The sequence below is a fragment of the Streptomyces sp. NPDC048604 genome (assembly GCF_043199435.1).
Classification (GTDB): Bacteria; Actinomycetota; Actinomycetes; order Streptomycetales; family Streptomycetaceae; genus Streptomyces.
In genome coordinates this window covers 43,206-63,804 of record NZ_JBICVX010000009.1, presented here as the reverse complement: position 1 = coordinate 63,804, position 20,599 = coordinate 43,206, and the positions used below count along the sequence as shown (strand labels likewise).

At 73.2% G+C, this 20,599-nt stretch carries 18 protein-coding genes; 6 read left to right on the top strand and 12 right to left on the bottom strand.

The genetic code is table 11. The features are described 5' to 3' along the window. Positions 1 to 109: 109 nt before the first annotated feature. From ACGFMM_RS19660 to ACGFMM_RS19645, 4 genes are all read right to left on the bottom strand, one after another. The gene (locus tag ACGFMM_RS19660; RefSeq protein WP_393647631.1) at positions 110 to 1,015 is read right to left on the bottom strand and encodes a S1 family peptidase; all 906 of its coding nucleotides are present in this window, start codon (positions 1,013 to 1,015) and stop codon (positions 110 to 112) included. 183 nt (positions 1,016 to 1,198) lie between these two features. After that, entirely contained in the window at positions 1,199 to 2,110 is a 912-nt protein-coding gene (locus ACGFMM_RS19655) for a S1 family peptidase (RefSeq protein ID WP_393647630.1), read from the bottom strand. 146 nt (positions 2,111 to 2,256) lie between these two features. Beyond that, entirely contained in the window at positions 2,257 to 3,045 is a 789-nt protein-coding gene (locus tag ACGFMM_RS19650; protein ID WP_393647629.1) for a DUF1684 domain-containing protein, read from the bottom strand. A 45-nt stretch (positions 3,046 to 3,090) separates the two neighbouring features. Next, complete coding sequence (locus ACGFMM_RS19645; protein ID WP_393647628.1) at positions 3,091 to 4,371, bottom strand: DUF5685 family protein; 1,281 nt, start codon at positions 4,369 to 4,371, stop codon at positions 3,091 to 3,093. Between the two features lie 308 nt (positions 4,372 to 4,679). On the opposite strand from ACGFMM_RS19645, the gene ACGFMM_RS19640 reads away from it, so the two are divergent. Then, positions 4,680 to 5,114 (top strand): cell division protein SepF, encoded by a 435-nt coding sequence (locus tag ACGFMM_RS19640; protein WP_393647627.1) that lies wholly within the window; start codon positions 4,680 to 4,682, stop codon positions 5,112 to 5,114. 95 nt (positions 5,115 to 5,209) lie between these two features. On the opposite strand, the gene ACGFMM_RS19635 is transcribed toward ACGFMM_RS19640, so the two are convergent. Together ACGFMM_RS19635 and ACGFMM_RS19630 are read right to left on the bottom strand one after the other, a co-directional pair. Continuing rightward, the gene (locus ACGFMM_RS19635) at positions 5,210 to 6,412 is read right to left on the bottom strand and encodes an acyl-CoA dehydrogenase family protein (RefSeq protein WP_393647626.1); all 1,203 of its coding nucleotides are present in this window, start codon (positions 6,410 to 6,412) and stop codon (positions 5,210 to 5,212) included. Positions 6,413 to 6,503: 91 nt separating this feature from the next. Further along, positions 6,504 to 8,216: an MFS transporter gene (locus tag ACGFMM_RS19630; protein WP_393647625.1), complete on the bottom strand. Its 1,713-nt coding sequence runs from the start codon at positions 8,214 to 8,216 to the stop codon at positions 6,504 to 6,506. 416 nt (positions 8,217 to 8,632) lie between these two features. Here ACGFMM_RS19630 and ACGFMM_RS19625 point away from each other — a divergent pair, with 416 nt between their 5' ends. Next, the gene (locus ACGFMM_RS19625; protein ID WP_393647624.1) at positions 8,633 to 9,667 is read left to right on the top strand and encodes a phosphatase PAP2 family protein; all 1,035 of its coding nucleotides are present in this window, start codon (positions 8,633 to 8,635) and stop codon (positions 9,665 to 9,667) included. Between the two features lie 58 nt (positions 9,668 to 9,725). On the opposite strand, the gene ACGFMM_RS19620 is transcribed toward ACGFMM_RS19625, so the two are convergent. After that, complete coding sequence (locus tag ACGFMM_RS19620) at positions 9,726 to 9,947, bottom strand: I78 family peptidase inhibitor (protein ID WP_393647623.1); 222 nt, start codon at positions 9,945 to 9,947, stop codon at positions 9,726 to 9,728. Between the two features lie 330 nt (positions 9,948 to 10,277). On the opposite strand from ACGFMM_RS19620, the gene ctaD reads away from it, so the two are divergent. Further along, on the top strand, positions 10,278 to 12,020 hold the full coding sequence (ctaD, locus tag ACGFMM_RS19615) for a cytochrome c oxidase subunit I (protein ID WP_393647622.1): 1,743 nt from the start codon (positions 10,278 to 10,280) through the stop codon (positions 12,018 to 12,020). Here the strand turns inward: ctaD and ACGFMM_RS19610 are convergent. The 4 genes from ACGFMM_RS19610 to ACGFMM_RS19595 form a co-directional block, all read right to left on the bottom strand. Further along, positions 11,947 to 12,945, bottom strand: coding sequence for a helix-turn-helix transcriptional regulator (locus tag ACGFMM_RS19610; RefSeq protein ID WP_393647621.1), 999 nt, complete (start codon positions 12,943 to 12,945; stop codon positions 11,947 to 11,949). The genes ctaD and ACGFMM_RS19610 overlap by 74 nt on opposite strands. A 58-nt stretch (positions 12,946 to 13,003) precedes the next feature. Beyond that, entirely contained in the window at positions 13,004 to 14,281 is a 1,278-nt protein-coding gene (locus ACGFMM_RS19605) for a glycosyltransferase (protein ID WP_393647620.1), read from the bottom strand. 93 nt (positions 14,282 to 14,374) lie between these two features. Then, a complete protein-coding gene (locus tag ACGFMM_RS19600; RefSeq protein ID WP_393647619.1) occupies positions 14,375 to 15,670 on the bottom strand; it encodes an ABC transporter substrate-binding protein in 1,296 nt (431 codons plus the stop codon). Further along, positions 15,651 to 16,172: a hypothetical protein gene (locus ACGFMM_RS19595; RefSeq protein WP_393647618.1), complete on the bottom strand. Its 522-nt coding sequence runs from the start codon at positions 16,170 to 16,172 to the stop codon at positions 15,651 to 15,653. The genes ACGFMM_RS19600 and ACGFMM_RS19595 overlap by 20 nt, the downstream gene beginning before the upstream one ends. A 117-nt stretch (positions 16,173 to 16,289) precedes the next feature. Between ACGFMM_RS19595 and ACGFMM_RS19590 the strand changes: the two genes are divergently transcribed. From ACGFMM_RS19590 to ACGFMM_RS19580, 3 genes are read left to right on the top strand one after another with little or no spacing between them, the layout of a single operon-like run. Further along, positions 16,290 to 16,697 carry a hypothetical protein gene (locus tag ACGFMM_RS19590; protein WP_393647863.1) on the top strand — a complete coding sequence of 136 codons (408 nt, stop codon included), beginning with the start codon at positions 16,290 to 16,292 and terminating at the stop codon, positions 16,695 to 16,697. Continuing rightward, positions 16,685 to 19,213 (top strand): ATP-binding cassette domain-containing protein, encoded by a 2,529-nt coding sequence (locus tag ACGFMM_RS19585; protein WP_393647617.1) that lies wholly within the window; start codon positions 16,685 to 16,687, stop codon positions 19,211 to 19,213. The genes ACGFMM_RS19590 and ACGFMM_RS19585 overlap by 13 nt, the downstream gene beginning before the upstream one ends. Next, the gene (locus ACGFMM_RS19580; RefSeq protein WP_393647616.1) at positions 19,210 to 19,890 is read left to right on the top strand and encodes an ATP-binding cassette domain-containing protein; all 681 of its coding nucleotides are present in this window, start codon (positions 19,210 to 19,212) and stop codon (positions 19,888 to 19,890) included. The genes ACGFMM_RS19585 and ACGFMM_RS19580 overlap by 4 nt, the downstream gene beginning before the upstream one ends. Here the strand turns inward: ACGFMM_RS19580 and ACGFMM_RS19575 are convergent. Beyond that, positions 19,880 to 20,437, bottom strand: a complete 558-nt coding sequence (locus ACGFMM_RS19575) for a transglycosylase family protein (protein ID WP_393647615.1) — start codon at positions 20,435 to 20,437, stop codon at positions 19,880 to 19,882. The genes ACGFMM_RS19580 and ACGFMM_RS19575 overlap by 11 nt on opposite strands. Positions 20,438 to 20,599: the final 162 nt, after the last annotated feature.

Below are 20,599 nucleotides of genomic sequence, written 5' to 3'. Positions count from 1 at the left end.
TAACCCCCCGTCACACGGTGCCCGACCCTGTGCACATCCTCCCAGAAGCGTGGATAAGGTCGAGCCCCTGCCCGGAATCCGGGCAGGGGCTCATCGGAGTGCGGGAGGATCAGTAGACGCTCACGCCATAGGCGTTGAGCGCCTCCACGACGGGCTGGAAGAAGGTCGTGCCGCCCGTGCTGCAGTTGCCGCTGCCGCCGGAGGTGAGGCCGATGGCGCGGCTGCCCGAGTAGAGCGAGCCGCCGGAGTCGCCCGGCTCGGCGCACACGTTGGTGCGGATCATGCCGTAGACGATGTCCCCGCCGCCGTAGTTGACGGTGGCGTTGAGGCCGGTCACGGAGCCGCTGTGGGTGCCCGTGGTGGAGCCCCGGCGGGTGACCGACATGCCGACGGTGGCGTTGGCGGCGCTGGTGATGTCGACGCCGCCGACCGTGCCGGACTTGGACACGGTGGAGTTGGTGTACCGGACGATGCCGTAGTCGTTGGTCGGGAAGCTGGAGCCCGCGGTGGAGCCGAGCACGGTGGTCCGGCCCGAGTTGGAGTACCAGGTGCCCGCGCCGTCGGTGCAGTGACCGGCGGTGAGGAAGTAGTAGTTGCCCGCGCTGTCACGGACGTTGAAGCCGAGCGAGCAGCGCCAGCTGGACGCGTAGATCGCGTCGCCGCCGGAGATCAGCTTGGTGAACCTGCCCGGGGTGCGCTCGACGCGGATCGCCCCGGCGTTGACGCCCGCCTCGCGCTTGATCTTGGCGATCTCGGCCTTGGAGACGGTGGAGTCGGCGGTGACGACGACGGCTCCGGTGGCCTGGTCGAGATGCCAGGCGGTGCCCGGGACGTCGGCCTTCAGGACAGCGTCGTTCGCGGCGGAGAGCTGCGTGGCGCTGAACGTCGCGGCGGAGTCCGCGTTCGCGGTGGGGACGGCGAGCACGGCTGCGGCGGCGGCGAGACCGGTGGTGACGGCGAGGAGGCGGGTACGTCTCGTCGCTCCGCTGCGGGGGGTGGTGCGCTTGATCCTCACTTCTCGTTCCTCCAGAGGGGAATCGGGGGCCCGCCGTGGGGGGTCGGGTCCGGTGAGGCGCGGCCAGGGGCCGGCGCTGTGGGGGAGTCTCGGCCCGCCCGGGCCGGTGCCGCAAGGGCGCCTTTCGGCCGTACCGTACGGCGCTCAACTATCGGGCGGGCAGGGAGGGTTGGGGCGTTCCGGCTAGTAGAGGGAGACCTTGTACTTGGCGAGCGCCTCGGTCACCGGCTGGTAGAACGTGGTGCCGCCGGAGCTGCAGTTGCCGCTGCCTCCGGAGGTGATGCCGAGGGCCTTGGAGCCGTCGTAGAGCGGGCCGCCGGAGTCGCCGGGCTCGGCGCAGACATTGGTCTGGATCATGCCGCGGACGGTGCCGCCGCCGGAGTACCGGACGGTGACGTTCAGGGCGGTGACGGTGCCGCTGTGGGTGCCGGTGGTGGAGCCGCGGCGGGTGACGGACTCGCCGACCTGGGCGTCGGCGGCGGTGAAGCCGCCCGGGTGGGTGAGGGAGGCGTTGTCGTAGCGGACCAGGGCGTAGTCGTTGCCCGGGAAGCTGGAGCCGGCGGTGGAGCCGATGAGCGTCGTCTGCGCGGAGCTGGTGTACCAGGTCGCGGCGACGTCGCCGCAGTGGCCCGCGGTGAGGAAGGAGTACGTGCTGCCGCTGCGCACGTTGAAGCCGAGCGAGCAGCGGTAGCCGCCTCCGTAGATGGCGTCGCCGGCGGCGAGCAGCGGGGTGAAGACGCCCTGGTCGCGCCGGACCGTGAGGGCTCCGGCGTCGGTGCCCGCGCTGCGTCTGATCGTGGCCAGCTCGGCGTCGGAGACGGTGGAGTCGGCGGTGACGACGACCCGGCCGGCGGCCTTGTCGACATGCCAGGCGATGCCGCCGACGCCGGCGTCGAGCACGGCGGCGTCGGCGCGGGCGAGCTGGGCGGCCCCTGCCGGGGCGGGGGCGGGCGCGGCCTGGGCGCCCGGGAGGGCGAGGGCGGTGGCGGCCGCGAGGCCGGCGGCGACGGCGAGCAGTCGGGTGCGCTTGTTCCTCACTGTGCTCCTCCTGGGAGAAGGGAGGGCCCGTTGGGTGTCGGGCCCGTGAGGCGCCATCAGGTGTCGTGTCCCTGACATGCACCGCCAGTGATGGTGGCCCGGAGCGGCACGGCGCACAAGACCGCGGTACGGACGGGGTCGCAGGGGCCCCGGGGACGGCCGCGCCACCGGTCGTCCCCTGCGCCACCGGCCGGGGCGGCGGCTCAGTCCGTCAGCACCCGACGCTCCCCCGCCGGCACCGGAACCGGCAGGGTGTTCCCCGGCGGCGGGAACGGGCAGATGAAGTGGTCCGCGAAGGCGCACGGCGGCAGCAGCGCCCGGTTGAAGTCCACGGTGACCGAGCCGTCCTCGGCCGGGGCGGCCGGCCGCAGGAAGCGGAAGCGGTAGCTGCTCGTTCCGCTGGTCGCGTCGGCGAACACCGCCCACAGCGAGCCGTCGTCCTCGACCGCCACCCGCAGGCTGTGCTCCGCTCCCCCGATCGCGAAGACCAGCTCCCCCGAGAGCCCGAGCCCGCGCTCGCGCCCGTCGGCGTTCTCCACCCGGAGGCTCTGCGCCTCCTCGTACGGCCGGAAGACGCCCGGCAGCGACCAGCCCGCGTCGTACGGGGTCGCCTCGATGCCCCGGTAGGCGCGGCGCGCGGCGGACTCGGGGTCGAAGTCGCGTACCGCCCAGAGCCCTTCGCGGCGCAGCACGACCAGCCGGCGGCCCGCCGACTCGACCCGGGACTCCGGGATGGGCCCGTGGTCGGCGGTGAGCCGGACCGTGCCGATCAGGGGCACGCCGTCGACCGTGACGGCGTCCTCGGCACCGGCGCTGAGGACCACCTCGTCGCCCTCTTCCCGCCACTCCCCCGGAACGGCCGGAATTCGCCCCTCCGGGTAGTCGGCGAGCCAGTAGGTGCCGCTGAGGGAGAGCGGCCCATGCGGTGCGGCGACCGAAGCGGTACGCCGCTCGTGCCAGTGCTGCCAGTCCTTCTGTGGATCGGTGCTCATGGGCTCACCTTCGCACACGGCCCCGCCCCGACCGCTGAGGCGGTGTCAGCAGCCGCAGTCGCACCCGCAGTCGCAGCCGTCGCAGCAGCCGCCGTCGCCACCCTCACCGCCGCCACCGCAGCAGTTGCAGTTGCTGCAGCAGTCACAGCAGTTTCCGCAGTCTCCGCAGTCGTTGCAGAGGCTCTCCTTGCGCTCGCCGCTCCACGGGTCCTCGTACGTCCCGCAGCACATCTGGCAGGTGCAGGCGAGGCCCATCCAGACCGCGCAGCCGGCGATCAGCCCGCGCCGGCGGTTCGGCGGCTCGGGCGGCAGCGGTGCTCCGGGCCCGCCGGGCGCGTACGGGTTGCCGGGCATCGGCCCGTACGGGCCGGGCTGCTGGGGGGAGTACGGACCGGGCTGGTACGGACCGGGCTGGTACGGGCCCGGCTGGTGCGTGCCCTGAAGCCGGTCGCCGCCCGTGTGCGAGCAGCCGGTCGTGCCGAAGGCCCGGTCGACGGAGCGGCCCAGTTCGTGCGCGAGCAGCACGTGCGTGAGCCTGCCGTTGACGAACTCGGCGTCCTTCAGGGCCAGGCGTATGCCGTGCAGCGCGTCGTCGGCGAGCCGGCGGGCCTCCTCCAGGGAGGTGCCGGTGGCGGTGAGCGGGTTCCACGCGCCGGCCGCCTCGTCGGCGGTGCGGTCCTCGACCGCGTCGAGGAGATGGGCGAGCCGGCCGAAGAGCCGCCCGGCCTCGGCGAGCGGTTCGGCGTTGCCCAGCCGGCCGGCCAGCACCGCGGTGTGCGCGAAGGCGGCGGCGGTCGCGGTCTCGGTGGGCTCGGTGACGGTGAGCAGGGAGGTGCCGGGGCCGGCCAGCGCCTCGATGCCGGCCTGCCGGTCCACCGCGTCGACCAGGACGGCGGTGTCGAAGCCGAGGTCCCGGCCGGTCCGGGCGCCGGCCCGGTCCCAGGACTTGGCGACCCGGCGGGCCGCGAGGGCGACCGGCTTGCGGGCCAGCAGCCCGTCCCGGTCGGTCACGTGGTCCCGCACCTTGGCCGAGGCGAGCACGAGGGAGACGGCGGCGGCGAGCCGGGCGCCCTCGCCCTTGGCGACCGGAGCGCTGCGCATCGCGCGCAGCGGGCAGGGACCCGCGGTGCGGCGGTCGGCGGCCGAGACACCGGTCTGAGCCTCCGTCAGAACCGAGACGATCAGGCCGTCGTAGTTGGTGGCGACGCGGGCGAACTGCCCGTGATCGGCCCTCAGCGCGAGGCAGAGACCGCAGAGATGGGCCATCCACTCGGTCTTGAGTCCGTCGGTGAGACGGTGGGTGCAGGGCCTGACGATTCCGAACAACAGATTCCCCCGGGCTTCGAGCGTCAGTGCGGCAGGCATCGTATCGAGCCGCGCCCGTTCACCCGTACGTCGCTCCGCTCACCCGTCCGGACCTTCACGGTCGGACTTTCCCATTTTGTGCGCTGTACGACACGTTCGAGGCCCCGTCAGGCTCCATATATGGGAAGAACATTGACGTATCGCCACATCTTCTGCACCAGGTCCGTCACGAATCCCCTGCACGGTGCCTATCCACTTGGCGCACGATCCGCATGATGGACGACCATAGGGATGCGGAACCACGAGTGACCGCGTGAAAGGAGGCGTCCATGGGATCGGTGCGCAAGGCGAGTGCATGGCTGGGACTCGTCGAGGAGAGCGACGAGCGTTACTACGACGACGAGTACGCCGAGGGAGCCGAGAGCGGCGACGCCTGGGTGACGGACCCGCGGGTGCGGGTGGCCTCCGACTCGGCCCACGAGCAGGGCCGCCGGATCGCCACCGTCTCCCCCGACGGCTTCCGCGACGCCCGGACGATCGGCGAGCTGTTCCGCGACGGCGTCCCGGTGATCGTCAACCTGACGGCGATGGAGCCGACCGACGCCAAGCGCGTGGTCGACTTCACGGCCGGCCTCGCCTTCGGTCTGCGCGGCTCCATCGAGCGCGTGGCGACGCGGGTCTTCCTGCTGACCCCCGCCGACACCCGCATCGTCAGCGGCGACCCCGCGGCCCGCTCGCAGGACGGTTTCTTCAACCAGAGCTGAGGCCCGTGATTCTGCCGGGGGTCCGGGGGTTGCCCCCCGGGAAAGCACAGCAACCAGAGCTGAGGCTTGGCGCTCGCGCGGCCTCGTTCCGCGGTCTAGCGGAACGCGTCGAGGCCGGTGAGCGCCTTGCCCAGCACCAGCTGGTGCATCTCGACGGTGCCCTCGTAGGTGAGCACGGACTCCAGGTTGGTGGCGTGCCGCATCACGGGGTACTCCAGCGAGATGCCGTTGGCGCCGAGGATCGTGCGCGAGGTGCGGCAGATCTCGATCGCCTCCCGCACGTTGTTGAGCTTGCCGAAGCTGACCTGCTCCGGCCGCAGCCGCCCGGCGTCCATCCGGCGGCCGAGGTGGTGCGCCAGCAGGATGCCCTTGTGCAGCTCCACCGCCATGTCGGCGAGCTTGCCCTGGGTGAGCTGGAAGCCGCCGATCGGCCGGCCGAACTGCTCGCGGCTCTTCGCGTACTCAAGCGCCGCCTCGAACGAGGCCCGCGCCGCGCCCATCGCGCCCCAGACGATGCCGTACCGGGCGTGCGACAGACAGCTCAGCGGGCCCTTCAGCCCCTTCACCCCGGGCAGCACGGCGTCGGCCGGCAGCCGTACGTCGTCCATCACCAGCTCGCTGGTGACGCTGGCCCGCAGCGACCACTTGTGGTGGATCTCCGGGGCGGAGAAGCCGGGGGCGTCGGTCGGCACCGCGAAGCCGCGGATGCCCTCGTCGGTCTGCGCCCAGACCACGGCCACGCCGGCGACCGAGCCGTTGGTGATCCACATCTTGCGGCCGTTCAGGACCCAGTCCGCGCCGTCCTTCTTGGCGTGGGTCCGCATGCCCGCCGGGTCCGAGCCGTGGTCGGGCTCGGTCAGCCCGAAGCAGCCGATGATCTCGCCGGCCGCCATCCCGGGCAGCCAGCGCTGCTTCTGCTCCTCGGAGCCGAACTTCCAGATCGCGTACATGGCGAGCGAGCCCTGTACGGAGACCAGCGAGCGGATGCCGGAGTCGGCGGCCTCCAGTTCCAGACAGGCCAGGCCGTACTGGACGTTGCTCGCGCCGGCGCAGCCGTAGCCGGTCAGGGACATGCCCAGCGCACCGAGGGAGCCCAGCTCACGGGCGAGTTCGCGGATCTCGGGCAGCTCGCCCTTCTCGTACCACTCGGCGACGTGCGGCAGCACCCGGTCGTCGGCCCAGCGGCGGACGGTGTCGCGGACGGCGAGGTCCTCGGGGTCGAGCAGGTCGTCGAGGCCCAGCGGATCGGCGGGGTCGAACGGCGGCAGCGTCGACGGGGCGGGCGAGGGGGCGGACATGCGGGGCCTCCGGCGGATCGCACTCGGGACGGCGTCGCGCCCCCGGTCGGGTGCGGCGCCACTGGTCACGGACCGGCGCCGACGTTACGGATCAGTGCGCCGCGCGTCCAGACCCGGCCGTCTCGACCGGCTCGCGCCGGTGCGGCAGCCGCGCCTCGACCGGGCCGGCGACCTGCTTGGTGAGCGGCACCTTGGGCGGGGTGGTCTGTGCGGCGGAGGCCTCCGCGGTCACCGCGGTCTCCCCGGCGGCCTCGTCGGGCAGCTCCTGCGGGCACTCCATCATCCGCGGCAGCCGCAGCGCCATCAGCGCGCCGACCAGCAGCAGCCCGGCGCTGACCACGAGGGTGACGTGCAGGCCGTCGACGAAGGAGTGCCGGGCGGCGGCGTGCAGCGCCCGGCCCGCCGGGCCGCCGAGCCGCTCGGCGACCTGGTACGCCTCGCCGAGCGAGTTCGCGGCGGCCTTGGAGGCGGCCGCGGAGACGCCGCGCACGTTCTCGAGGCCGGGCGCGTAGGCCGCGTTCATCACGCTGCCGAGCAGCGCGATGCCCATGCCCGCGCCGAGCTGGTAGGAGGTCTCGCCGATCGAGGCCGCGCCGCCGGCGCTCTCCGCCGGGGCCTCGCTGAGCATCGACTCGTACGCGCCGAAGAGGGTGGTCTGCAGGCCGAAGCCGAGCAGGACGAAGGCGGTGGTGAGCAGCAGCGGCCGGTCGTGCTGGCCCATGAGGACGAGCAGCAGCACGGCCGAGGCGGTCAGCACGAAGCCGCCGCACACCATCCGCCGGGGGCCGATCCGGCGCAGCGTGGAGGAGCCGGTGGCCCCGGCGGCCATCGCGGCGAAGGTGAGCGGGAGCAGGCGCAGCCCGGTCTCCATCGGGCTCAGCTCCAGGATCAGCTGGAGGTACTGGACGGCGATCAGCTGCAGTCCGACCAGCGCCAGCATGGCGAGCACGACGCAGCCGACGGAGGTGGTGAACCCGGCGCGGGAGAACAGCCCGATGTCGATCAGCGGGTGCGGCCGGCGTTTCTGCCGGCGGACGAAGAGGATCAGCAGTGCGCCGCCGAGCAGCAGGGGTACGAAGGTGGCCGGGTCGACGAGGGAGTGGCCGGAGCCGACCCGCTTGACGCCGAAGACCATGCCGAGCACGCCGGCCGCGGCCATCAGCGCGCCGAGCACGTCCCAGGGCCCGTCCGCGCTGCCCCTGCTCTCGGGGAGCAGCAGGCGGCCGAGCAGCAGCATCAGCGCCATCATCGGGATGTTGAGGAGGAAGACCGAACCCCACCAGAAGTGCTCGACGAGGAAGCCGCCGAGCACCGGCCCGGTGGCCGCGCCGACGGCGGCGGTCGCGGTCCAGATCCCGATGGCGGTGGCCCGCTCGCGCCGGTCGGGGAAGACCGCCCGGAGGATCGAGAGGGTGGCGGGCATGATCATCGCGCCGCCGACGCCGAGCAGCGCGCGGGCCGCGATCAGCACCTCCGCGGAGTCGGCCGTGGCGGCCAGCGCGGAGGCGGTGCCGAAGATCGCGTACCCGAAGAGCATCACCTTGCGCCGGCCGATCCGGTCACCGAGCGTGCCGAACAGGATCAGCAGCGAGGCGCAGATCAGCGGGTAGGCGTCGACGACCCAGAGCAGCTGGGTGGAGCTGGGCCTGAGGTCGGAGCTGAGGGAGGGGACGGCGACGTGCAGCACGGTCGCGTCCAGGGTGACCAGGAGCAGGCTGACGCAGAGGACGACCAGGACGACCCAGCGGTTGGCGCCGTCGGCGGCCGCCCGCAGCCGTGCCCGAGCCGTGATCGTCCGCGCCATGTACGTACCTCCCAGAGACTCCCCGCGTTCGGCGGGCGCCGACCCCTCGGGGCGGCCCGGCATCGACACGCGAGTGAGTCGTCAGCGTACGCGAGTTCGGGGGTCGGGCGCGTGGCGCAGCTCTCACCCGCCGGACAGGGGGGTGTGGCGTAGGCCACTCCGGTCGCTCCGCGAGCCGCGTGGAATTCCTCGCGGCCGTCCGGGTGAAATATTTCGCCGACCCGCAACCCGGCCGCCGTTCGGCATGCGTCTCGACAGGCAAACAGAGTTCCGGAAAGAGCGCCGGAGCCGACCCTTACGAATTTCCGCCGTGGAGGGAATTAGCCGCAACGATGAGACGGACTCCACATCACATCGTCATCACGAACAGCCCGGATCGGCGGGTCCGCGCACTCACTCCCTGTAACGTCGATTGGGTGCGTACCGACATCTTTGCCCGGCTGGACCGGGAGCCGGAACCGCCGAAGATAGAGATCCCGCGGATGACCTGGACCCGTCTCGCCCTCTTCGGCGCGACGTCCGCGTTCTATCTCGCGATCGTGGTCGCCGTGCTGCTCTCCAGCTGGCTGGTGCTGCTCGACTGGAAGATCATGCTCTTCCGTCCCTATCAGCAATGGCCCGAACTGCACGCCTTCCTCGACTACTACGTGGTCCTCGGCCAGCGCGGTCCGACCGCGGTGATGGTGGCGGCCTGGCTGGGCTGGCGCTCCTGGCGGCAGCACACCCTGCGCCCGCTCCTCGCGCTGGGTGCCGCCCTGCTGCTGCTCAATGTGACGGTCGGCGCGGTCAAGCTGGGCCTGGGCCGGCTCGGCCCCCACTACGCGACGCAGATCGGCTCCGCCGAGCTCTTCGCGGGCGGCGATATATTTCCGTCCGGCCACACCGCCAACGCGGTCGTGACCTGGGGAATCCTGGCCTATCTGGCCACCACCCCGCGGGCCCGGCGGTATCTGTCGGCGCTGTCCGCGGTGGTCGCCCTGGGCGTCGGTCTCACCACCGTCTATCTCGGTACGCACTGGCTGAGCGATGTGCTGCTCGGCTGGGCCGCCGGTCTGGTGATCCTCCTCGCGCTGCCCTGGTGCGAGCCGGTGATCGCCCGGGCCGAGGCGTTCGTCCTCGATCTGCGCGAGCAGCTGCGGGCCCGTCGCCGTACGGCGCCGTCGCGGCCGGTCGCGGCCGGCGGTCCGCGCCCCGCGCTGTTCCCGCCGCGTCCGGCCACGGCCGGCGAGCACGAGGCGCACGAGGGCCCGGTGCGCGAGCCGGTGGGGGCCGGCAGCGGCCGGTCCGGAGCGGCGCGCGGTACGAACCAGCTGGCCACGCCCTCGCGGGCGCATGCGCACGGACACGGCCACCCGCACGCCCATGGGCATCCGGCACGCTCGGAGCGGAGCCCGGTGGCCCCGGCGGGCAGCCGCCGGCCGCCGCGTTCGCGTCCGGTGACGGGCGGCTGACGAGCCCGCCGGGCCCTGGGCCGGGCGGGCGCTCAGCCCAGGGCCCGGCCGGGCGGGCTCAGCCGAGCCAGCAGCGGATCACGGTGTTCTCGTTCTCGTCCACCTCGAAATTGATCCGGCTCGACAGGTACTCCATGGTGATGATCGAGCCGGGAGCGAGGGAGCGGACGACGCTCCACCCACGGCTTCTCGCGCGCTGTTCCGCGCCGTCCGCGTCGAGGCCGACATAGGCCTCCGGGCTGTCTTCCGGCGGTACGGGAGAGGTCGGTATCGGTGCCATGCCCCTCACGTTAGGGGGCATCGGACGGTGACGGAAGCCGGTACCGGGAGAGGCCCGGGAGAGTTGTCACAGCATGCCCCTACACCACTGCTGTCACCGTTCTGTCACAGCTCTCCGACATGTGTTTGACACGAGCAATGTCACTCGTAAGGGGAGTTTCTCGCCGGTTCGCCGGTAATTCCGGCCCACTTCCGTCGCGAGTCGGAGAGGCTGTCGTGAATTGCCGGGACCAGGCCCGAAGGAGAAATGCCGCCCGCCTGTTTCCGTTCGGCATTCACGTCTTCATCGCAGGATGCACACGAGTCCTCGACGGATCACCGGAGGGAGCCCATGGGGACGGAGTCGGCGACGGCGGAGGTGGCGGAACCGCCGGGACCGCTGTCCTCGCCCCGGCGGCGGGGCCGGGCCCTGGTGGGCTGGCTGACCACCACCGACCACAAGCGGATCGGGCATCTCTACCTCGTCACGTCGTTCGCCTTCTTCCTGCTGGCCGGACTGATGGCCATGCTGATGCGCGCCGAGCTGGCCCGGCCCGGGCTCCAGCTGATCGACAACGACCAGTTCAACCAGGCGTTCACGCTGCACGGCACGATCATGCTGCTGCTGTTCGCGACGCCGACCTTCGCGGGCTTCGCCAACGAGCTGGTGCCGCTGCAGATCGGGGCGCCCGACGTGGCGTTCCCGCGGCTGAACATGTTCTCGTACTGGCTGTTCCTCTTCGGCGGCCTGATGGTGGTCGGCGCGCTCCTCGTGCCCAGCGGCGCGGCGTCCTTCGGCTGGACGGCGTACGCCCCGCTGAACGGTCTGGAGCGGTCCCCCGGCGTCGGAGCCGACCTGTGGATCATGGGACTGGCGCTCTCCGGCTTCGGCACCATCCTGACCTCGGTGAACTTCCTGGCGACGATCATCGGGATGCGTGCCCCGGGCATGACGATGTTCCGGATGCCGATCTTCACCTGGAACGTGCTGTTCACGACGATCCTGGTGCTGATGGCCTTCCCGGTGCTCGCCGCGGCGCTGCTGGTCCTGGAGTCGGACCGGCAGCTCGGCTCGATGGTCTTCCAGGCCGAGTTCGGCGGGGCGCTGCTGTGGCAGCACCTGTTCTGGTTCTTCGGCCATCCCGAGGTCTACATCATCGCCCTGCCGTTCTTCGGCATCGTCACGGAGATCCTGCCGGTCTTCTCCCGCAAGCCGATCTTCGGCTACGTCACCCTGATCGGCGCGACCATGGCGATCACCGGGCTCTCGGTGGTGGTGTGGGCGCACCACATGTTCGCGACGGGCGCGGTGCTGCTGCCGTTCTTCTCGCTGCTGTCGTTCCTGATCGCGGTGCCGACCGGGGTGAAGTTCTTCAACTGGACCGGGACCATGCTCAAGGGCTCGCTGAGCTTCGAGACCCCGATGCTCTGGTCGATCGGCTTCCTGGTGTCGTTCCTGTTCGGCGGGCTGACCGGGGTGATCCTCGCGTCGCCGCCGATGGACTTCCAGGTCACCGACTCGTACTTCGTCGTGGCGCACTTCCACTACACGGTGTTCGGCACGGTCGTCTTCGCGACCTTCGCCGGCTTCTACTTCTGGTGGCCCAAGTTCACCGGCCGGATGCTCGACGAACAGCTGGGCCGCATCCACTTCTGGACGCTGTTCGTCGGCTTCCACCTCACGTTTCTGGTCCAGCACTGGCTCGGCGCGGAGGGCATGCCCCGCCGGTACGCCGACTATCTGGAGGCCGACGGCTTCACCGCGCTGAACACGGTCTCGACGATCGGCGCGTTCCTGCTCGGCATCTCGACGCTGCCGTTCCTCTACAACGTCTGGAAGACCTGGCGGTACGGAGCGAAGGTGGAGGTCGACGACCCGTGGGGGTACGGCCGCTCGCTGGAGTGGGCGACGTCCTGCCCGCCGCCCCGGCACAACTTCGCCTCCGTGCCGCGGATCCGCTCGGAGAGCCCGGCGTTCGACCTGCACCACCCCGAGTTCGCCGCGTACGAGGAGGCCCGGCTCAACGAGCGGGCGGCGCGGACGTCCGATCCGGACCGTCGGCCCGGTCCAGAGCCCGGGTCAGACGGTCCCTGAGCGCCCGGATGCGCGCGTTCAGCTCGGGCGGGTCGACCACCTCGAACTCGAAGCCGAGCAGCGCCAAGTGGACCATCACCACGTCCAGTCCGTGCGCGCCGGCGCGCAGCAGGCAGTGGTCCGGACCGTCCGCCTCCAGGACCCCGTCCATCGGCCCGATCCGCCGCCGCGCCTCGGCGAGCGGCACATACAGCCGGACCACCGCCTCGGCGGAGTACACGGCGCTGGACACGCCCCGGGCGACATAGGCCGCCAGGTCGGCGGCGGGCGGTTCGCGGGGCGGGAAACGGGGCCCGTGCGGCGGCTTGGGGGTGATCCGGTCGGCCCGGAAGGTACGCCAGTCCGCCCGGTCCACGTCCCAGGCGACCAGGTACCAGCGGCGCTCGGTGCAGACGAGGCGATGGGGCTCGGCGGTGCGGCGCGTCGACGCCCCGTGGTGGTCGCGGTACTCGAAGCGGAGCCGCTCGCCGTCCCGGCAGGCGTTGGCCAGCTCGGTGAGCAGCGACGGGTCGAGCTGGTCGGCGGGAGTGCGCAGCATCGGCACGGTGAACGCGTTCAGCGTGCCGACCCGCCGCCGCAGCCGCCGGGGCAGCACCTGCTCCAGCTTGGCCAGGGCGCGTACGGAGGTCTCCCCGATGCCCTCGATGCCCTGCCCGGCGGCCGTGCGCAGCCCTACGGCGACGGCCACGGCCTCCTCGTCGTCGAGCAGCAGCGGCGGCAGCTCGGCGCCCGCGCCCAGCTGGTAGCCGCCGCCGGTGCCGGGGCTGGCGTCGACCGGGTAGCCGAGCTCGCGCAGCCGGTCGACGTCGCGCCGTACGGTCCGAGTGGTCACCCCGAGCCGGTCGGCGAGCGCGGCCCCGGACCATTCCCGGCGGGTCTGGAGCAGTGAGAGCAGACGCAGCAGTCGTGCCGAGGTCTCCACCATGCGCCCGAGTCTGCCAGCCCTTGCGGACAGGTCCGGTCCGCGAGGCGCCTCGGAGCCCTCAGCGCTTGCGGCGCAGGGCGTCGGCGAGCCGGTAGCGGAGTGCGTACGCCGCGTCGAGGACGGTGCCGCGCATCTGGTGCAGGGCGTCGCGGGTGCGGCTGCGGGCCCGGCCGGACTCGCCGCGGGCGACCAGTTCGGTCCACAGGGTCTCGTGGAGGGTGGCGATCCGGACCGGGTCGAAGCGCTCCGAGGCCGTACGGGCCGCCTCGGCCGTGGCGGCCCGCAGCGCGTCGTCCTCGATCAGTTCGAGCAGCGCGGCGGCGACCGCGTCCGCGTCGCCGATCGGGACCAGCCGGCCGTCCACGCCGTCCTCGATGATCTCGCGCGGTCCGTGCGGGCAGTCCGTGGAGACCACCGGCAGCCCGCAGCGCATCGCCTCGACGATGGTCATCCCGAAGGACTCCAGGCGGGAGGTCACCGCCGCGATCGAGCCCTTGGCCCACTCCGGCTCCATCGGGTTGGCCGTGCCCATCAGCGCCACGTGCTCGCCCAGGCCCAGCTCGGCGATCTGCCGCTCCAGCGCGCCGCGCTCGTTGCCGGTGGCGTCCCCGGTGCCGTAGATCCGCAGCCGCCAGTCGGGGCGGGCGGCGACGACCTTGGCGAAGGCGTCGACCAGCACGTCGTACCGCTTCACCTTCGTCAGGCGGCCGGCGGCGACGACGACCTTCGACGCCGGGTCGGCGGGCGGAACGGCGGGGGCGGGCACGCTGTTCGGCACGGCCTCGATGCGCACGCCGGGCAGCCTCAGCCGGGTCCGGTACGAGCGGGCGTCCGCTTCGGTGACCGTGGTGACCGCGTCGAGCAGCCCGTACCGGAAGCCGATCTCGCGGCGCAGCCGGTAGCCGTGGCCGTCCAGGGTGAGGTGCTCCTGGCCCACCCGGACCGGGCCGCGCCGGGTCTGGCGGGCGAGGTGCACGTTCAGTCCGGGCCGGGTGCCGACGACCACGTCCGCCTGAAGGTTCTTCAGGTGTGCGCCGATCCGGTCGTCGGTCAGCCGGCTGTACTGCTTCCAGCGGCCGTCGCCGCGCGGGAAGACCCGGGCCGGCTTCGTGTAGTCGGGGTGGTTCCCGTCGTACTCCGGGCTGTTCTTCCGCAGATCGACCAGGTGACGCATCGTCACACCGGCGGGGGCGCCGAGCATCGGCTCGTCGCGGTGCCGGAACACGGAGACGATCTCGACGTCGTGACGCTCCGCAAGCACCTGCGCCAGGTTGAACGTGGTGCGGATGGTGCCGCCGATGCCGTAGGCGTTGTGCAGCAGAAAGGAAATGCGCATGGCGCCGACGCGCCTCCCCCGTGAGAACGTCCGTGAAATCAGTCTGTCAAGCACTCTACTGCCCCTGACGGACACTCTTTCACCTCCCGCCCGTCACGGCCGGTAGGGCAGCTGGGGCACGGTCGCGCAGTTCGCCGTCATGTCACCCTGGGTCACCCAACCGTCGTTGTCCTTCCAGCGGGCGACGGACAGACAGGTGTCGCGGGTCTTCGGCGGCTCGGCGAAGTGCTCGAAGCGCACCGGCAGCAGCAGCCCGTCCGCGGTGTACGGCTCCGGCCGGTTCAGGTACCGCTCCACGCAGGCCCGGGTGAGGTCGCCGGCGCAGGACGTCGCCGCGTCAGCGAACCACATGGCGGCCGCCCATCCTTCGAGCTGCCACTGGGAGAGCGGCCGCCCCTTCAGGGTCCCCTGGATCCCCTCGCGGAACGCCTTCACCGCCGGCTGGTCGGTGTCCTCGTAGTTGCGGCTGGAGCCGGTCACCCACAGGGCGTTGCGGCAGACCGGCGACTTCACGTACTCCTGCGGCACGGCGGAGTTCCAGTTCTGCACGTTGGTCACCTTGGCGGTGACCCGGACGCCGGCCTCGTCCATCGCCTCGCACAGCCGGGCGTTGCCGTGGCTGTCCAGGGCGTCGAACACCAGGTCCGCGTGCTGCGCGCGCAGATCGGCGGCGACCGCACGGTAGTTGGGCAGGGCGAAGTCGACCTGCTCGGTGACCACGCGGTACCCCTCGGCGTGCAGCCCGGCCACGATCAGCCGGGCGTACGCGGCGGACGCGGCCTGGTTGTACGAGACGACCGCCGCCGTGCCCGCGCCGTGCTCGGCCTTGAAGTAGCGGTAGACCTCGGTCCCCCCGTACAGGACGCCGTTCCAGCCGGGCGCCTTCCCGGTGCGCGGCGCGAGGCTGCCGTAGATCCCGTACAGGTGCGGATAGGTGTCGTACGCGGGCCCGAGCGGCTGGCCGCCGATGTCGGGGACGCCGGCGCGGTCGACCAGCGGGGCGCCCGCGTAGTCCAGGGCGGTGGTGGCGACCAGCGCGAACACCTTCTTCTCGTCGAGGAGTTCGTGCACACAGGCGGTGTTGCCGATGCCGCTGCCGCCGTCGTCGCAGGTGACCGGTTCGACGCGGCGGCCGTTGACGCCGCCGTCGGCGTTGAGCGCGGCGAAGTACGCGAGGGCGCCGTCGCGCGGGCCGGTGAAGGCGTCGCCGCCGACGGGACTGGTCTCGCTCGCGATGATGCCGACGCGCAGCGGCGGCGCGCCGCCGGCGGGCGCGGTGGACCGCTCCTCGAACGCCGCCTCGGGCAGTCGGCTGCCGCAGGCGGAGACGAGCGCGAGCAGCAGGACGAGGAGGATGGCTCCGACGGCCTCAGCAGCCCGGAACGGCATTGCCGCTCTGATTCACCAGCGCGCACAGGGTCTGGACGGAGACCTTCCACACGTCGTCCTGCAGCACCGAGGTGCCCTTGCTGTTCGGGACGGCCGGGGTGCCGGCGATCAGCAGGTCGTAGGTCACGGCGGCCTTCTCGGCGGAGGTGAAGGCGATGGCGCCGACCTTGGCGGAGACGCGGGCCGCGTTCGGGTCCGCGGCGAAGGCGATCAGCACGGGCCGCATCTGCTCGCCGTTCTCGAGGACCCGGACCCTCTCCTCCACCGGGGTCTCCGCGTTGAAGAAGGCGGTCCAGTTCTTGGTGATCTCGGCCTTGGCGGCGGCGGGGTCGGCGGGCTCGTTCATCTGCGTACGGGTCGGCGTCGGCGACGAGCCGCCGCCGTTGCCGCCCCCGTCGTCGGAGCAGCCCGCGGCGACCGGGGTGACGACCAGGACGGCGGCGGCCGCGAGGGCCGCGAGGCGGGAGCGCCCGCCGAGACGGCCGTGTCTGTTGAGAACCATCTGGCTCACCACCGGGTGTCCGCTCAGGCCGGGCGGCCTGATGATTCCAGGGTGAGCCGGTTCCCGGCATCGCGCAAAGCAAGCCCCTGGGAGGTCCCGTCCGTGCCGACACGCCGGATGCTGCTGTGGGCCGGGCTCGCGGCGGCCGCCGCGGGCGCGGTGCTGTGCGTGGTCGGCTGGTACGGGATGTCCGGCGAACGCTTCGCCGAACGCCAGCTGCCGTGGCTGGCGTCGGGGACGGTGCCGGGGGCGGCGCTGCTCGTCGCGGGCGCGGTGCTGGTGGCGGGAGTGGGGGTGGGGCCGCCGTGGCCGCCGGAGGCCGGCCGGGACACGGCGCGGGCCACGGAACCCCCCGCCGACGAGCCCCCGTGGAAACCCTCCTCCGCGGATCCCCCGCTGCGGGTGCCGGGCGGGACGCTGGCGCACCGCCCCGACTGCCCGCTGGTGGCGGGCAAACCGGAGGCGGTGCCGGCGGGGGACGAGGAGCTGGACCCCTGTCCGGTGTGTGAGCCGTGGCCTCGCTGACGTACGAGCTGACGCTCGCCGGCCTCGCGGTCGGCAGCGCGGCGGCGCTGACCGGCATCGGACTGATCGTCACGTACCGCGCGACCGGCGTGCTGAACCTGGCGCACGGGGCGGTCGCGATGGTGTGCGCGTACGTGCTGCGGCAGTTCGTGGTCGAGTGGGGCTGGCCGCTGGGTCTCGGCGCGGCGGTGACGCTGCTGGTGGTGGCCCCGGGGCTCGGGCTGGTCCTGGACCGGGCGGTGTTCCGGCCGCTGGCGCTGGCCGGTTCGGATCCGACGCGGACGCTGGTCGCCTCGATCGGCGTGTTCGTGCTGCTGGTGGGCGCGGCGGCGCTGCTGTGGGGCACCGGGGCCCGGGACGACGCGCCGGTGCTGCTCGGCGACGACCCGTGGGCGCAGCTGGCCGCGGTGCTGCTGCTTGCGGGTCTGGTGACGGCGGTGACCCGGTGGTCGCGCTTCGGGCGGGAGCTGCGGGCGGTGGTGGACAACCGGCCGCTGGCGGTGCTCGGCGGGATCGACGCGGACCGGGTGGCGTCGGCGGGGTGGGCCTTCGGCGCGTTCACGGCGGGGCTGACGGGGGTGCTGCTCGCGCCGTACGTGCGGCTCGACCCGTACGGGCTGCCGCTGCTGGTGGTCGAGGTGATCGCGGTGGCGGTGGCGGCGCGGATGCGGAGCCTGCCGGTGGCGATCGGGACGGCGCTGGCGATCGGCGTGGCGCAGGCGCAGATGACCCGGCTGCACCCGGAGGGCTGGGCGGGGCCGCTGGTGCAGGCGGTGGGCGCGAACCTGTTCGTGGTGGCGCTGCTGGTGGCCGCCCTGGTGCTGCCGGGGGTGGGCGCGAAGGACACGCTGCCGCCGCCGGCCTTGACACGGCGCACCCCGGCGGGGGTGTGGCCCGTGCTGGCGGTCCTCTTCCTGCTGCCGCTGGGCTTCGCGGGCTCGGACCTGCGGACGTCGGTGCAGGTCCCGGCGCTGGCGATCGTGCTCCTCTCGCTGGTCGCGGTGACGGGCCGGGGCGGCCAGATCGCGCTGGGCCAGGCGGCGTACGCGGGCTTGGGCGCGCTGCTGACGGGCGTGCTGACGGGTGCGGGCTGGCCGGCGGGCGCGGCGGTGCCGGCCGCGGTGGGGACGGTGGCGGTCGCGGGCGCGCTGACGGCCTGGCCGGCGATCCGCCGGCACGGCCTGGCGCTGGCGCTGGCCACGCTGGCGGTGGGGGTGGCGGTGAGCCGCTTCGTGTTCGCGCAGCCGTACGCGACGGCGGGCCTGTCGCTGGACCGCCCGGCGGGCCTGGAGGACGACCGGGCGTACTACGCGGTGGAGCTGGCCGTACTGGCGGGCTGCCTGGTCCTCGTCGGGGCGCTGCGCCGGGGCCGCACGGGCCGCGCGCTGGCGGCCCTGCGGGACCACGAGCCGGGCGCGGAGGCGGCGGGCGTGCCGGTCGCCCGCCTCAAGCTGGCCGCCTTCGTCCTGGGCGCGGCGCTTGCGGCCCTGGGCGGCGCGCTGGGCGGCATGGCCCTGCGCGCCTTCGACCCGGAGGCATACGACCCGGTCCGGGCCCTCCTGTGGTTCGCCGCCGTCGTCGTCCTGGGCGCGGACAGCCTCCTCACCCCCCTCCTGGCCGCAGCCCTCCTCGCGGCCCTGGACGCCGGCCCCAGAGCCGGCGCGGCCGCCGCCCTGATCGGCCTCCTGGCCACCCAGATCTCGAGAATCCCCCCGTTGACGACATGGCTGGGCACGGAGGGCTGGCCACCGATCCGGAGGACGGGGGCAGCCGACGAAGCCGGCCGGGAAAGCACCCCCGCACCCGCCGACGGCGCCCCGCCACGCGCAGGTCGACCCGCACCTGTCTCCCCCGCCCCCCGCAGTGCGCGGCTGCAAGCCGTCGAGCTCGTGTACGCGTACCCCGGCTCCGTGCTCGGGCTCGATCGGGTCTCCGTCGACGTCCCCCCGGGACAGGTCACCGCGGTGGTGGGGGCCAACGGGGCCGGCAAGAGCACGCTGTTCAACTGTCTGGCCGGCAGCCTCCGCGCCCGCTCCGGCCAGGTCGTGCTCGACGGCGTCGACATCACGCGCCGCGCCGCCCACGCCCGTACCCGCCTCGGCATCGCCCGCAGCTTCCAGCAGCTCGCCGTGTTCCCGTCGCTCAGCGTCGAGGACAACGTGCGCCTCGGGGCCGAGCAGGGCGGACGACGGCCCGGCGGCGGGTCCGCCGCCGAGCAGGCGCTCCGGCTCTTCGGCCTCGACGGGGCCGTTCGGCGGCACCCCGCCGCCGGGCTGCCCACCGGGACCCTCCGCCGCGTCGAACTCGCCCGCGCCCTCGCCGGCCGCCCCCACACGCTGCTGCTGGACGAGCCCGCCGCCGGGCTCGACGCCGACGAGGCGGCGGACCTCGCCCGCGTCCTCGCCGCGCTCGCCGCCGACGGCCTCGCCGTGCTCGTCGTCGAGCACGACCTCGACCTGGTCGCCGGGATCGCCCACACCGTGCACACCATGGACGGGGGGCGGATCGTGTCATGAGCCCCGGGATCGAGCTCGCGCTCCACGCGGCCCGCGTCCGCTACGGCCCCCTGGAAGCGCTGCACGGCGTCGACCTGCCCGTCCCGGCCGCCACCGTCACCGTCCTCCTCGGCCGCAACGGCTCCGGCCGCACCACCGTCCTGCGCGCCCTCGCCGGCACGGTCCCGCTGTCAGCGGGCCGCGTGCTCTGGCGCGGCGAGGACGTGACCCGGCTGCCCGCCCACGTACGGGCGCGCCGGGGGCTCTGCCTCGTACCGGACGTCCGCGCCGTGTACGCGACGCTCACCGTCGCCGAGAACCTGGCCCTGTCCCCCGCCGCCCCCGACGAGGCCCTGGCTGCCTACCCCGCCCTCGTCCCGCTGCTGGCCCGCCGCGCCGGCACTCTGTCCGGCGGCGAGCGCCGCATGCTCGCGGTGTCCCGCGCGCTGCTGACCCCCGCCGCCCGCGTCGTCCTCGTCGACGAGCCGGCCCTCGGCATGTCGCCGGCCGTGGCGGCCCGTACGTACGAGCGGCTGGCCGCCCTGGCGACGGGCCGCGGCGCGACCGTCGTGCTCGCCGAGCAGCGTCTGCCGCCGCCCGGCGCGCTGCCCCGCGGCACGCTGGTGCACGAACTGCGGCGGGGCTCCCTCGCCTTCAGCGGGGAGCCCCCCGAACTCGCCGCGAGGGCTAGGGAATAGAGATCCGCAGCATCAGCCCGGTCCGCAGCCGGTTCGGATCCGCCCCGACCTCCTTCCGGTTCGCCTCGTACAGCGCCTTCCAGCCGCCCTTGATCGCGAACCGCCGGGCGATCGAGCTGAGCGTGTCGCCGGACTGGACGACGTGCACCCGCCCGCTCAGCCCGTACCGCTTGGAGCAGACCGGCCAGGCCTTCCAGCCCTGGGTGCGCAGCACTTCCTCGGCGACCTTGATCTGCTGGGCCCGGGTGGCGAGGTCGGCGCGCCGGGCGTACTTCAGGCCGCCGTGCTCCTCCCATGTGGGCTGCCAGAACTGCAGCCCGCCGTAGTAGCCGTTGCCGGTGTTGATGTGCCAGTCGCCGCCGCTCTCGCACTCGGCGACGCAGCCCCACGGCCACTGGTCCTTTGCGCAGGCGTAGGCGGGTACGGCCTTGCTGCCGGCGGTCGCCGGCGACGGAACCTGCGCGGCCTCCGCGGGAGGCGCGCACACGATGGCACCGCTCAGCGCGGCGAACAGCGCGCCGGCCGCGAACAATCGGATCTTCGACATCGGGTCACGCTAAGGACCGACGCCCCGCCGCGGCTGCGTCGCCGCGCGGGCCGCCCGCCGACCCCACCCGGTCGGCCCACGGCAACGCGTGGCACGTGACGCGTGACTCCGGCCCCGCATCACCCGTTGAACTCGGCATGAGACGACCGGGAACCGCCCGGC

What these genes read in the sequence shown, in the direction of transcription:
- ACGFMM_RS19655 (WP_393647630.1), bottom strand. Translation starts at nt 2,110, where the DNA reads ATGGCGCCTCACGGGCCCGACACCCAACGGGCCCTCCCTTCTCCCAGG.
- ACGFMM_RS19650 (WP_393647629.1), bottom strand. Translation starts at nt 3,045, where the DNA reads ATGAGCACCGATCCACAGAAGGACTGGCAGCACTGGCACGAGCGGCGT.
- ACGFMM_RS19640 (WP_393647627.1), top strand. Translation starts at nt 4,680, where the DNA reads ATGGGATCGGTGCGCAAGGCGAGTGCATGGCTGGGACTCGTCGAGGAG.
- ACGFMM_RS19635 (WP_393647626.1), bottom strand. Translation starts at nt 6,412, where the DNA reads ATGTCCGCCCCCTCGCCCGCCCCGTCGACGCTGCCGCCGTTCGACCCC.
- ACGFMM_RS19630 (WP_393647625.1), bottom strand. Translation starts at nt 8,216, where the DNA reads ATGGCGCGGACGATCACGGCTCGGGCACGGCTGCGGGCGGCCGCCGAC.
- ACGFMM_RS19620 (WP_393647623.1), bottom strand. Translation starts at nt 9,947, where the DNA reads ATGGCACCGATACCGACCTCTCCCGTACCGCCGGAAGACAGCCCGGAG.
- ctaD (WP_393647622.1), top strand. Translation starts at nt 10,278, where the DNA reads ATGGGGACGGAGTCGGCGACGGCGGAGGTGGCGGAACCGCCGGGACCG.
- ACGFMM_RS19610 (WP_393647621.1), bottom strand. Translation starts at nt 12,945, where the DNA reads ATGGTGGAGACCTCGGCACGACTGCTGCGTCTGCTCTCACTGCTCCAG.
- ACGFMM_RS19605 (WP_393647620.1), bottom strand. Translation starts at nt 14,281, where the DNA reads ATGCGCATTTCCTTTCTGCTGCACAACGCCTACGGCATCGGCGGCACC.
- ACGFMM_RS19600 (WP_393647619.1), bottom strand. Translation starts at nt 15,670, where the DNA reads ATGCCGTTCCGGGCTGCTGAGGCCGTCGGAGCCATCCTCCTCGTCCTG.
- ACGFMM_RS19595 (WP_393647618.1), bottom strand. Translation starts at nt 16,172, where the DNA reads ATGGTTCTCAACAGACACGGCCGTCTCGGCGGGCGCTCCCGCCTCGCG.
- ACGFMM_RS19590 (WP_393647863.1), top strand. Translation starts at nt 16,290, where the DNA reads ATGCTGCTGTGGGCCGGGCTCGCGGCGGCCGCCGCGGGCGCGGTGCTG.
- ACGFMM_RS19580 (WP_393647616.1), top strand. Translation starts at nt 19,210, where the DNA reads ATGAGCCCCGGGATCGAGCTCGCGCTCCACGCGGCCCGCGTCCGCTAC.
- ACGFMM_RS19575 (WP_393647615.1), bottom strand. Translation starts at nt 20,437, where the DNA reads ATGTCGAAGATCCGATTGTTCGCGGCCGGCGCGCTGTTCGCCGCGCTG.